Source organism: Streptomyces sp. NPDC058525 (genome assembly GCF_042719495.1).
Classification (GTDB): Bacteria; Actinomycetota; Actinomycetes; order Streptomycetales; family Streptomycetaceae; genus Streptomyces.
Window position 1 is genome coordinate 1 of sequence record NZ_JBHXNP010000165.1, and the last position, 12,117, is coordinate 12,117.

Sequence of the window (12,117 nt, forward strand, 5' to 3'; positions counted from 1 at the left end):
GTGCTCGGCGCGAGCCGAATTCAGCCCCGCCGGCGTTTGAGGCGTGGGGTCTGGGGCGGAGCCCCAGGAGGCCGGGCCGCACGGACGATGCACAGCCCCCCCGGGAGGGATCAGGCGGCGCGGCCTTGCTTGAGTGCAGCGAGCCTGGCTTCGATTTCCGAGGTCTTGCCCAGGTCCTCGAGGGACTCGAACTGCGCGTCCAGCGAGGACGCGGCCAGCTCCTGCTTGCCCATGGCCATGGCCTCCTCCCGGCGGACCTTCTCCTCGAAGCGGTTCAGGTCGCTCGTCGGGTCCATCACGTCGATGTTCTTCACCGCGTCCAGCATCGTGTTCTGCGCCTGCGCGGTCCTGGCCCGTGCCACCAGCTCGTCGCGCTTCGCCTGCAGCTCCGTCAGTTTGTTCTTCATCGAGTCGAGGCCCGACTTGAGCTTGTCGACGACCTCCGTCTGGGCGGCGATCGTCGGCTCCGCCGTCTGCGCCTCCTTCTCGGACTGCATCTGCCGGCCCAGCGCCACCTTCGCGAGGTTGTCGAACCTGTCGGCGTCCGCCGTCGCACCCGCCGTGCGCAGTTCGTCCGCCTTCCTGCTCGCCGCCAGCGCCTTGCCGCCCCACTCGGCCGCTGCTTCCACGTCCTGCGTGTGGTCGGCCTCCAGCATCCGGAGGTTGCCGATCGTCGTCGCGACGGCCTGCTCGGCCTCCGAGATGTTGTTCGTGTAGTCCCGGATCAGCTGGTCCAGCATCTTCTGCGGGTCCTCCGCCTGGTCCAGCAGCGCGTTGATGTTGGCCTTCGCGAGCTGGGTGACGCGGCCGAGGATGGTCTGCTTGCTCATGACGGGCTCTCCTGGTCAAGGGTGGTGTGGGGTACGCGCTGAGGTTCAGAAGCGGCCGCCGCCGCCCATCCGGCCGCGGGTCCCGCCGCCGCCGAAGGAGCCGGGGCCGCCCCCGCCGCCGAAGCTCCCGCCGCCGAAGCCGCCGCGCCCGCCGCCGCCGAAGCCGCCCCCGCCGCCCCGCAGGATCTCGCCGAGGATGATCCCGCCGAGTACGGCGCCGCCCTGGCCGCCGCCGGCCCGCCGGCCCGCGTACGGGTCCTGGTACGCCCGTACGTCCTGCTCCGCCAGCTGCTGCGCCTGCCGGGCCAGCGCGTCCGCCCGCTGGGCCTCCGCCAGGGCGGCCGCGGGGTCCGCGCCCGTCAGGGACGCCGACCGCTCCATGTGCCGCTGCGCCTCCGCCAGCCGGGTGCGGGCCTGGCTGCCGACCGCGCCCCGGCTGGTGGTGATGTAGTCCGTGGCCGCGCCGATCGCGCTGCGCGCCGTGAGCACGGCCTGGTCGAGCAGGGCCACCGCCCGCTGCCGGCCCGACTCCCGCTCCCTGGCCCCGGCCAGCGCCTCGTCCAGGGCCGCGTCGGCCTCCTCCACGCGCCGCAGCGCGTCGATCGGGTCGTACCGGCCGGCCTCCTGCTCGCGCCGTACGTCGGCCAGGACCGCCTCGGCGCGCCCGATGCGGCCGCGCAGGTCCGCCGTCGAGGTGCCTTCCGCCGTGCCGCCGAGCAGCCCGCCCGCGTCCGCGAGGTCGGTCTCCGTCTCGGTCAGCGCGCCCGGCAGCTTCCCGGCCGCCTCCGCCAGCTCCTGCGCCCGCCGCTCCACCGCGTCCACCAGCGTCGCCGCCTGGTCGACGGCCCCCTCGGCGGCCCGTACGTGCACGGCGGCCCGGCCGTTGTCGCCGCCGTCGACGGCGGCGCGGGCCTCGCCGAGGTGGGTGGTGGCGAACAGCAGCCGGTCCTTGGCCTGTTCGGGGTTGGAGGCGACGGGCGCCGACGCCGAGTCCGCGTACCGCTGCGCCAGCGCGGTCAGGGTGGCCACGGCCGTCGTGGTGCGTCCCGTCAGGGCCCGGAAGTGGGTCTCCACGGTGGCCAGGGCCTGCGGGGCGTTCTTCTCCAGGTCGCGCAGCCGGTCGAAGTCCGCGGTCTCGGCGTCCAGCCGCCGGTTCGCCTCGGTGCAGCGGGCGACGATCTCGTCCAGCATGCGGCGGCGGGTCGCGTCGTCCTCGGGGTAGGCGTCGTCGAGCTGCTGGCGCAGCCGGAAGGCGTGCGTCAGCTCGTCCTTGGCGTACTCCACGGCCGTCTTGAACGGGGCCACCGCCTCGTCGCCGAACTGCGCGGTGGCGAAGCCCAGTTCCTCGGTGCTGGTGCGGATGGAGTCGTCGGTCCCCACCAACAAAGACTTGGCCCGCGCGTCCAGCTCGGGCAGCGGCAGCCGGTCGGGCGCGCCCTCGGGCCAGCCCGGTCCGGTCCTCGTGCCGCGGCCGCCTCCCGCGCCGGTGCCGCGCTTGCGGCGGGAGTACGCGTACGCCCCGAGCGCCCCGGCGGCGCCCACCGCGATCACCGGGAGCACGTAGTCCCCGGCCCCGCTCTCGCCGCTCGGCTTCCCGCCGGGGTCCGCCGGGCCGGGGTTGATGGCGGGCGCGGGCACGGGCTGTCCGCCGAGGACCGCGTCGTAGCCGTTGGCCGCGCCGATGGCGGCGCCCGCCCAGTCGTTCTGCTTCAGAGCGGGCTCGATGGCCGTGCGGGCCACGTCGGCGAGCTGCTGCTCGGTGAATCCGGAGTCGAGGGCGGCGGAGACGGCGTACTGGCGGGCCCCGGTCGCCACGGCCAGCAGGACGTCGTCCCGGCCCAGGCCGTTCTTCTCGGCGGTGGCGTCGGCCCAGCTCTGGGCGGAGCGCCCGGAGAAGTCCCGTACGTAGGTCACGAACAGCTGGATCCGCCGGTCGGCGTACAGCTTGTCGAGGGCGGCGGTGACGGCGGCCTTGCGGTCGCCCAGCGCGCCGACCCGGTCGGTGATCTGCCCCTGCTGCGAGAGGGTGACGGGATCCTCGGCCCGCGCGGGAGGCGCCCCGGCCAGGCCCCAGCCGCCGAGCGCCAGCAGCGCGGCGGCAAGGGCGAGCCCGGACCGTACGACCCTGGTGCTTCTCGGCGCTGTCACATGTGGGAGATTATGGGTGGTTTCGTCCTCCCGCACCCGGAGTACCGGCCCGCGCACCCGGAGTACCGGCCCGCGCTCCCGGCCGGACGGCCGCGAAGCCCCCCGGACCGGAGCGCCGGTCTCGCGCCGGCCGGCTCTCCGATCCAGGGGGCCCCGCCCGCCGCGTACGGACTACGGGGTGTCGGAGCGGCGGCGGATCCTGCTCCCCAGCCACACCAGCGGGTCGTACTTGCGGTCCACCGCCCGCTCCTTCAGCGGGATCAGCGCATTGTCGGTGATCTTGATGCCCTCGGGGCAGACCTCCGTGCAGCACTTGGTGATGTTGCAGTAGCCGAGCCCGTGCTCCTCCTGGGCGGTGCGCTTGCGGTCCAGGCCCTCCTCGGCCGCCGCGTCCAGGGGGTGCATGTCCAGCTCCGCCACCCGCATCAGGAAGCGCGGACCGGCGAAGGCCGTCTTGTTCTCCTCGTGGTCACGCACCACGTGACAGGTGTCCTGGCACAGGAAGCACTCGATGCACTTGCGGAACTCCTGCGAGCGCTCCACATCGATCTGCTGCATCCGGTACGCGCCCGGCGCCACCCCCTCCGGCGGGACGAAGGCCGGGACCTCCCGGGCCTTCTGGTAGTTGAAGGAGACGTCCGTGACCAGGTCGCGGACGACGGGGAAGGCGCGCAGCGGGGTGACGGTGATCGTCTCGGACCGTTCGAAGGTCGACATCCGCGTCATGCACATCAGCCGCGGCCGGCCGTTGACCTCCGCGCTGCACGATCCGCACTTGCCCGCCTTGCAGTTCCAGCGGACCGCGAGGTCCGAGGCCTGCGTCGCCTGGAGCCGGTGGACGATGTCCAGGACCACCTCCCCGTCGTGCACCTCGACGGTGAAGTCCCGCAGTTCCCCGCCCTCCGCGTCGCCCCGCCAGATCCGGAAGCTCGCGTCGTACGTACTCATTCGTAGAGCTCCTCTTCGGCGAGGTACTTGACCAGCTCTTCCTTCTCGAAGAGCGCGAGCAGGTCGGAACGGATGGGCTCGGTGCGGGTGCGTACGAGGGCGATCCGGTCGGCGGCCGGATCCGCCGGGACCGGGTCCACGGGCCGGCACAGCAGGTTCACCGGACGCCAGTCGCGCTCCATCGCCGGGCAGTCCTCGCGGGTGTGCCCGCCCCGGCTCTCGGTGCGCTCCAGCGCGGCGCGGGCCACGCACTCGCTGACCAGCAGCATGTTCCGCAGGTCCAGGGCCAGGTGCCAGCCCGGGTTGAACTGCCGGTGCCCCTCGACCCCGGCCCGGGCGGCCCGCTCGCGCAGGCCCGCCAGCCTCTCCAGGGCCTCGGCCATCTCGCCGGCCCGGCGGATGATGCCGACCAGGTCGTTCATGGTCGTCTGGAGCTCCTGGTGGAGCGTGTACGGGTTCTCCGCGCCGTCGACGGCGTGGAACGGGGCCAGCGCCTCCGCGGCCGCCGCGTCGATCTCCGACTGCGAGACGTCCGGGCGCGGGCCGGCCCCGGAGGCGTACTCCGCCGCGTGCAGCCCGGCCCGCCGGCCGAAGACCAGCAGGTCGGAGAGGGAGTTGCCGCCGAGCCGGTTCGAGCCGTGCATCCCGCCCGCGACCTCGCCCGCCGCGAAGAGCCCCGGCACGCCGACCGTGGCGGCGGTGTCCGAGTCGACGGCGATCCCGCCCATCACGTAGTGGCAGGTCGGGCCGACCTCCATCGCCTCGGCGGTGATGTCCACGTCCGCCAGCTCCTTGAACTGGTGGTACATGGACGGCAGCCGCCGCTTGATCTTCTCCGCGGGCATCCGCGTGGACACGTCGAGGAAGACCCCGCCGTGCGGGGAGCCGCGGCCCGCCTTCACCTCGGAGTTGATGGCCCGGGCCACCTCGTCGCGCGGCAGCAGCTCGGGAGGACGCCGGTTGTGGTCCGGGTCCTCGTACCAGCGGTCGCCCTCCTCCTCCGACTCGGCGTACTTCTCCTTGAACACGTCGGGGACGTAGTCGAACATGAACCGCTTGCCCTCGCTGTTGCGCAGTACCCCGCCGTCGCCGCGCACCGATTCGGTGACGAGGATGCCCTTGACCGAGGGCGGCCAGACCATGCCGGTCGGGTGGAACTGCACGAACTCCATGTTGAGCAGGGGCGCGCCCGCGAGCAGGGCCAGCGCGTGGCCGTCGCCGGTGTACTCCCAGGAGTTCGAGGTGGTCTTGAAGGACTTGCCGATCCCGCCCGTCGCAAGGACGACCGCCGGGGCCTCCAGGACGAAGAAGCGGCCGGACTCGCGTTCGTAGCAGAAGGCCCCCGAGACCTTCTGTCCGTCCTTCAGAACCCGTGTGACCGTGCACTCCTGGAAGACCTTGAGCCGGGCCTCGTAGTCCCCGTACTCCTTGAAGTCCTCCTGCTGGAGCTGGACGATCTTCTGCTGGAGGGTGCGGATCAGCTCCAGGCCGGTGCGGTCGCCGACGTGCGCGAGGCGCGGGTACTCGTGGCCGCCGAAGTTGCGCTGCGAGATCTTCCCTTCGGGCGTGCGGTCGAAGAGCGCGCCCCAGGTCTCCAGCTCCCAGACCCGGTCCGGCGCCTCCTTCGCGTGCAGCTCGGCCATCCGCCACTGGTTGAGGAACTTGCCCCCGCGCATCGTGTCGCGGAAGTGCACCTGCCAGTTGTCGCCCTCGTTGACGTTGCCCATGGAGGCGGCGATCCCGCCCTCCGCCATCACCGTATGGGCCTTGCCGAACAGGGACTTGCAGATCACGGCCGTCCGGGCGCCGCGCTCGCGGGCCTCGATCGCGGCCCGCAGCCCGGCGCCGCCCGCGCCGATCACGACCACGTCCCACTGCTGCCGTTCCACTTGAGTCATCTAGAAGATCCTCGGGTCGGTGAAGGCGCCACTGGCCACCAGGTACACGTAGAAGTCGCACGCGGCGACGCTGATCAGGGAGGCCCACGCCAGCTGCATGTGGCGGGTGTTGAGACGGCTGACCCAGCCCCACAGCCGGTAGCGCACCGGATGCTTCGAGAAGTGCTTGAGGCGGCCGCCCATGATGTGCCGGCACGAGTGGCAGGACAGGGTGTAGGCCCAGATCAGCACGATGTTGACGAGGAAGATCAGCGTGCCCAGGCCCATGTGGCCCCAGGCGTAGTGCTCGTCGCGGAAGGTCAGCACGGTGTCGTACGTGAGGATCCCCGCGACCGGCAGCGCCGCGTAGAAGAAGTACCGGTGCATGTTCTGGAAGATCAGCGGGAAGCGGGTCTCCCCGGTGTACTTCGTGTGCGGTTCGGCGACCGCGCAGGCCGGCGGCGAGGCCCAGAAGCCCCGGTAGTAGGCCTTGCGGTAGTAGTAGCAGGTCAGCCGGAAGCCGAGCGGGAAGACCAGGATCAGCAGGGCGGGGGACAGGCCCCACCAGCTGCCGAACAGGTCCCAGTTGGGGCCGCCGCGCATCTCCTGGCAGTTCTCCGCGAGACACGGGGAGTAGAACGGGGAGACGTACGGGGCCGCGTAGTAGTCGGCGTTCGCGAAGGCCCGCCACGTCGAGTAGACGATGAAGGCGAGCAGCCCGGCCGCGGTGCCGGCGGGCGACAGCCACCACCGGTCGGTCCGCAGGTGCCGGGCGGCGATGGCGGCCCGGGAGGCGTCGTGGACGCCGCCGGGCCGCTGCTGGGGTGGTTGTGTGCCTGTGGCCAAAGGAGACTCCGGGAGAGGAGTGATGGGCCCAGGAGGCCCGGCCGCCTGGGGCGGCCGGGCCAGATGGGGTGAAGGGCGTACGGGTGCGTACGGGTGCCCGCGGCGGCGGGGGACGTCAGGGTGCGCGGCGGTCGCGGGCGCCCAGGCCCTCGTCGTCGGAGTCCGTCCACAGCGAGCTGTCGTACGGGGTGTCGGGAACCGTCACCATCCGCGACGGGTCCGGCGGGGCGGAGCCCGCCCGCGGGCCCGCCGGAGCCTGCCGTTTGGCTTGCTGCTCGAGCTGCTCGACCTTGCGGGTCAGCTCGTCCAGGTTGCGCCGTACGGCATTCAGATCGTCTTGCAGGGACATGATTCTTGCCCTCACTTCCGCAGGGTGCGGTGGCAACGCTCATGTGCGCCTGGCAGTGTCGCCCTTCACGTCCCCGGTTGTGAAGGGACGTGCAGCGATTGCGGGCGCGCAGGCGTGAACTGTGCGCCCCTCCCTGGACCCCATTGTCATCCCCCTCGCGGGGGAACGCCTCTCCGGCGCGCAAACGGGATTGGTCCGCACGGGTGGGGTTCGCGGCGTGGCGCGAGGCGGCTGCGAGGGGTGTGGCGGGCGGTGGATTTCAGTGGGTTCCGGCAACCGGTGTGATCAGCTCCATATACCGCCGAACGTGATCATGCTTCCCCCACGCCCCGCCCCGGAGGTACCACCCATGTCCCAGAGAAGGCGCAGGTCCTTGGCGCTCCTGACCTCGGGAGTCCTCGCACTGCCGCTGCTCACGGGCTGCGGCGCGGGTGACGACGAGGGCGGCCCGGTCGCCGCCGGACCGGACATCGCGGCCACCACCCGCGACAAGGTCGCCGACGGGGGTGTGCTGCGCTGGGCGGTGGACTCCCTGCCCGAGACCCTGAACACCTTCCAGGCCGACGCGGACGCCACCACCGGCCGGATCGCCGCGGCCGTCCTGCCGCAGCTGTTCGTACTGGACGCCAAGGGGCGGCCGGTGGCCAATCCCGACTACCTCGAGAAGGCCGAGGTCGTCGAGCGGGAGCCCAAGCAGGTCGTCCTGTACAAGCTGAACCAGCAGGCGGTGTGGAGCGACGGCCGCGAGATCGGCGCCCCCGACTTCGTCGCGCAGTGGCGGGCCCTGAACGGCAAGGACTCGGCGTTCTGGACGGCCCGCAACGCCGGCTACGAGCGGATCGAGAAGATCGAGCGGGGCAAGACCGACCTGGAGGTCAGGGTCACCTTCGCCAAGCCGTACGCCGACTGGCGCTCCCTGTTCAGCCCCCTGTACCCCAAGCAGGTCACGGCCACCCCGGAAGCCTTCAACGAAGGGGCCCGCGGCGCCCTCAAGGTCACCGCCGGACCCTTCGGCCTCGGGGCGATCGACAAGAAGACCGGCACTGCCTCGCTGACCCGCAACCCGCGCTGGTGGGGCCAGCCGACCAAGCTGGACACGCTGGTGCTGACCGCGGTGCCCCGGGCGCAGCGCCCGGCCGCGCTGGCCTCCGGGAAGGTCGATCTGGCGGAGATCGACCGCTCCGGCGCCGACCGGATCGCGCTCGCCCACCGGGACGCGAAGCAGCAGGGCGGCAAGGGCGCGGGCGGCGCCCCGGCGCACGGCCCCGCCGCCGAGATGACCGCCGCGCAGGCCACCTTGTCCTGGGCGGTCGCCTTCGGCGCGGACGAGGAGAAGGCCCTGGCGGAGACGGCGAACCGCAAGAAGCACGTCGACTCCGTCAAGCGGTACGCGGACGAGCAGACGGCCCTGCGGAAGTTCACCGTCCGCAAGTCGCTGGAGCCGGCCTACACGCAGCTCGCCATGAACGGCTCCGCCGGTCCGCTGGCCGACGAACGGGTGCGCCGGGCGGTGGCGCGGGCCCTGAACCGCAAGGAGCTGGCCGAGATCGTCCTCAAGCCGCTCGGCCTGCCCGCGAAGCCGGTCGGCAGCCACCTGGCGCTGGCCGGGCAGCAGGCGTACGCGGACAACAGCGAGGCCCTCGGCGGCCAGGACACCCAGGCGGCCCAGGCCCTCCTCGCGGACGCCGGATGGCGCCGCGGCGGCAAGATCACCGAACCGGCGGGCGCGAAGGCGGGACCGGAGAGCGCACCGCAGGACGACGGGAAGACCCCCCAGGGCCCGGGCACCGGCAACGACGGGCTCTACATCGTGGGCCAGGACGACGAGAGCAACGGCGACCACGCCGACCACGGCGGCACGCCCGGCAGCGGCGCCGGCGGCGAGGTCGTCGAGGCGGATGCCTTCGCTCCGGCCGCTCCCGGCGCGGCCCAGGACCAGCCCTCCCCGGTGCTGGCCCCCGCCCCGTTCGCGGCCCGGCAGGAGGCCCTGCTGAGGGCCCAGGCCGCCGCGGTGGCCGCGGCGGCCACCGCGGACGACGGCAAGGAGGGCGAGGACGCCAAGGAGGGCGAGGACGCCAAGGAGGGCGCGGACGCCAAGGAGGGCGCCGCCGAGCCGGCCGACCCCGCGAAGGCCACCCCGGCCAAGCAGGCCGCCCGCACCTCCGGCGCGATGCTCGCCAAGGACGGCAAGCCGCTCAGCCTGCGCTTCGTGCTCCCCGCCGGTCCCGGATCGGAGGCGCTGCGCGCGGTCGGCGAGCGGATCTCCCAGATGCTCCGGAAGATCGGGGTGACCACCGAGATCAAGAAGGTGGCCGACGAGAGCTTCTTCAAGGACCACATCGCCTCGGGCCAGTACGACCTGGCGCTCTACTCCTGGCCCGCGACCGCCTACCCGGCCACCGACGCCCGGCCGATCTTCGCCAAGCCGGAGCCGGCCGCCGACGGCTCGCTCCTCGTCGAACAGAACTACACCCGCGTCGGCACCGACCACATCGACCAGCTCTTCGACCAGGCGGCCGGGGAACTGGACGAGGCGCAGTCCCGCGAGCTGATGCGCAAGGCCGACGCCAGGATCTGGGCCGCCGCCGGCTCCGTCCCGCTCTACCAGCGCCCGGAGCTGGTGGCCGTGAAGCCGTCCCTGGCCAACGCCGGTGCCTTCGGGCTCGGGGCCCCGCGCTTCCAGGACATCGGGTGGAAGAAGCCGCCGACGGCCAAGAACAAGAAGAAGTAGTGACAAAGCGGTGCCCGGGAGGTTGACCTTCGGCTTCCAAGCTCAGATGTGACTCAAGTCCCTTGCCCGCCGGATCCCCGGCGGGCAAGGTCGTGGATACCCGTTGACCCGCATGATTTCCGGCAGGACCAACGGCCGGTGCCCCCCACCCCGCATCCGGCCGTGCTCATTCGTCCGGCCTCTTGACAGACCCCCCGGCGGGCGGTTCCCGCCGCGCGACGTACCATGGGGTAAGGCCGTGGCAGGTTTTCGCCCGGCCGAGGCGCGCGTGCCAGGCCGTACGTGACGCCATCCACGATCCCGGGAGAAGCGCCGAAGTGCCCACGCGCCACGACATCCGTAACGTCGCCATCGTCGCCCACGTCGACCATGGCAAGACGACCATCGTCGATGCCATGCTCAAGCAGGCCGGTGCCTTCGCCGCCCACCAGCAGCTCGACGACCGCATGATGGACTCGAACGACCTGGAGCGTGAGAAGGGCATCACGATCCTCGCCAAGAACACGGCGGTGAAGTATCACCCCAAGGACGGCGGGGCCCCGATCACGATCAACATCATCGACACCCCCGGCCACGCCGACTTCGGTGGCGAGGTCGAGCGCGGTCTGTCGATGGTGGACGCCGTCGTTCTGCTGGTGGACGCCTCCGAGGGTCCGCTGCCCCAGACCCGCTTCGTCCTGCGCAAGGCCCTGCAGGCGAAGATGCCGGTCATCCTCTGCATCAACAAGACGGACCGTCCGGACTCCCGGATCGACGAGGTCGTCAACGAGACGTACGACCTCTTCCTTGACCTGGACGCGGACGAGGACCAGATCGAGTTCCCGATCGTCTACGCGTGCGGCCGTGACGGCGTCGCCTCGCTGACCAAGCCCGAGGACGGCACCGTCCCGGCGGACAGCACCAACCTGGAGCCGTTCTTCTCCACCATCCTGGAGCACGTCCCGGCCCCGGTGTACGACGAGGAGGCCCCGCTCCAGGCCCACGTCACCAACCTGGACGCCGACAACTTCCTCGGCCGCATCGCGCTCGTCCGCGTCGAGCAGGGCGAGCTGCGCAAGGGCCAGACCGTCGCGTGGATCAAGCGTGACGGCACCATCTCGAACGTCCGCATCACCGAGCTGATGATGACCGAGGCGCTCACCCGCAAGCCGGCCGAGGTGGCGGGCCCGGGTGACATCTGCGCGGTCGCCGGTTTCCCCGAGATCATGATCGGCGAGACCCTGGCCGACCCGGAGAACCCGATCGCGCTCCCGCTGATCTCGGTCGACGAGCCGGCGATCTCCATGACCATCGGTACGAACACCTCCCCGATGGTCGGCCGCGGCGGCACCGGCAAGGGCGCGGACGCCAAGTCCGCGGTCAAGGACCGCAAGGTCACCGCCCGCCAGGTCAAGGACCGTCTGGACCGCGAGCTGATCGGCAACGTCTCGCTCCGCGTCCTCGACACCGAGCGCCCGGACGCCTGGGAGGTCCAGGGCCGCGGTGAGCTCGCGCTCGCCATCCTGGTCGAGCAGATGCGCCGCGAGGGCTTCGAGCTGACCATCGGCAAGCCGCAGGTCGTCACGCAGGAAGTCGACGGCAAGGTGCACGAGCCGGTCGAGCGCATGACGATCGACGTCCCCGAGGAGCACATGGGCGCCGTCACGCAGCTCATGGGCGTCCGCAAGGGCCGCATGGACAACATGTCGAACCACGGCTCCGGCTGGGTCCGCATGGAGTTCGTCGTCCCGTCCCGCGGCCTCATCGGCTTCCGCACGGAGTTCCTGACGAACACCCGCGGTACCGGTATCGCCCACTCGATCCACGAGGGCCACGAGCCGTGGTTCGGCCCGCTGGTCACCCGTAACAACGGTTCGCTGGTCGCGGACCGCTCGGGTGCGGTCACGCCGTTCGCGATGATCAACCTGCAGGAGCGCGGTGTCCTGTTCACCGAGCCCGGCACCGAGGTGTACGAGGGCATGATCGTCGGCGAGAACTCGCGCTCCGACGACATGGACGTCAACATCACCAAGGAGAAGAAGCTCACCAACATGCGTGCGGCTTCCGCGGACAACACGGAGAACGTGATCCCGCCCCGCAAGCTCTCCCTGGAGCAGTCCCTGGAGTTCTGCCGCGACGACGAGTGCGTCGAGGTGACCCCGGAGGCCGTCCGCATCCGCAAGGTCGTCCTGGACCAGAAGGAGCGCTCGCGCACCGCGTCGCGCGCCAAGTCCGCCAAGTAGGCGCCTGAGCCCACAGCGGCCAAAAGCCCGGCCCCCGCACGGAATTCCGATGCTGTTGGTTTATTCGGGGGTCTACTTCGCCCCGTCGAGCTTCGGCTCGGCGGGGCGAAGTGCTGCGAAGTGGCTGGTGCGGGTGCGGGCCCTGCGTGTGTCGGTGAGGTGGGCG

At 71.7% G+C, this 12,117-nt stretch carries 8 protein-coding genes; 2 read left to right on the plus strand and 6 right to left on the minus strand.

What is annotated here, in order from left to right; genetic code table 11:
- Window positions 1-110 precede the first annotated feature (110 nt).
- The 6 genes from ACFWP3_RS40270 to ACFWP3_RS40295 all read right to left on the minus strand — a co-directional run bounded on the left by ACFWP3_RS40270 (window position 111) and on the right by ACFWP3_RS40295 (window position 6,998).
- Window positions 111-830, minus strand: coding sequence for a PspA/IM30 family protein (locus tag ACFWP3_RS40270; RefSeq protein ID WP_384231615.1), 720 nt, complete (start codon window positions 828-830; stop codon window positions 111-113).
- A 45-nt stretch (window positions 831-875) separates the two neighbouring features.
- Window positions 876-2,978 carry a TPM domain-containing protein gene (locus ACFWP3_RS40275; protein ID WP_384231617.1) on the minus strand — a complete coding sequence of 701 codons (2,103 nt, stop codon included), beginning with the start codon at window positions 2,976-2,978 and terminating at the stop codon, window positions 876-878.
- Between the two features lie 171 nt (window positions 2,979-3,149).
- Complete coding sequence (locus ACFWP3_RS40280; protein ID WP_384231619.1) at window positions 3,150-3,926, minus strand: succinate dehydrogenase/fumarate reductase iron-sulfur subunit; 777 nt, start codon at window positions 3,924-3,926, stop codon at window positions 3,150-3,152.
- Window positions 3,923-5,824: a fumarate reductase/succinate dehydrogenase flavoprotein subunit gene (locus ACFWP3_RS40285; RefSeq protein WP_384231621.1), complete on the minus strand. Its 1,902-nt coding sequence runs from the start codon at window positions 5,822-5,824 to the stop codon at window positions 3,923-3,925. The genes ACFWP3_RS40280 and ACFWP3_RS40285 overlap by 4 nt, the downstream gene beginning before the upstream one ends.
- The gene (locus ACFWP3_RS40290) at window positions 5,825-6,649 is read right to left on the minus strand and encodes a hypothetical protein (protein WP_384231623.1); all 825 of its coding nucleotides are present in this window, start codon (window positions 6,647-6,649) and stop codon (window positions 5,825-5,827) included.
- Between the two features lie 115 nt (window positions 6,650-6,764).
- Window positions 6,765-6,998 (minus strand): hypothetical protein, encoded by a 234-nt coding sequence (locus ACFWP3_RS40295; protein ID WP_384231625.1) that lies wholly within the window; start codon window positions 6,996-6,998, stop codon window positions 6,765-6,767.
- A 349-nt stretch (window positions 6,999-7,347) separates the two neighbouring features.
- Between ACFWP3_RS40295 and ACFWP3_RS40300 the strand changes: the two genes are divergently transcribed.
- Both ACFWP3_RS40300 and typA read left to right on the plus strand, forming a co-directional pair.
- The gene (locus ACFWP3_RS40300; RefSeq protein WP_384231627.1) at window positions 7,348-9,729 is read left to right on the plus strand and encodes an ABC transporter family substrate-binding protein; all 2,382 of its coding nucleotides are present in this window, start codon (window positions 7,348-7,350) and stop codon (window positions 9,727-9,729) included.
- A 317-nt stretch (window positions 9,730-10,046) separates the two neighbouring features.
- The gene (typA, locus tag ACFWP3_RS40305; protein ID WP_384231629.1) at window positions 10,047-11,951 is read left to right on the plus strand and encodes a translational GTPase TypA; all 1,905 of its coding nucleotides are present in this window, start codon (window positions 10,047-10,049) and stop codon (window positions 11,949-11,951) included.
- The last annotated feature ends 166 nt before the right edge of the window (window positions 11,952-12,117 follow it).

Bases quoted from the DNA above. Each gene is read 5' to 3' on its own strand.
- ACFWP3_RS40270 (WP_384231615.1), bottom strand. From the start codon at position 830: ATGAGCAAGCAGACCATCCTCGGCCGCGTCACCCAGCTCGCGAAGGCC.
- ACFWP3_RS40285 (WP_384231621.1), bottom strand. From the start codon at position 5,824: ATGACTCAAGTGGAACGGCAGCAGTGGGACGTGGTCGTGATCGGCGCG.
- ACFWP3_RS40295 (WP_384231625.1), bottom strand. From the start codon at position 6,998: ATGTCCCTGCAAGACGATCTGAATGCCGTACGGCGCAACCTGGACGAG.
- ACFWP3_RS40300 (WP_384231627.1), top strand. From the start codon at position 7,348: ATGTCCCAGAGAAGGCGCAGGTCCTTGGCGCTCCTGACCTCGGGAGTC.
- ACFWP3_RS40280 (WP_384231619.1), bottom strand. From the start codon at position 3,926: ATGAGTACGTACGACGCGAGCTTCCGGATCTGGCGGGGCGACGCGGAG.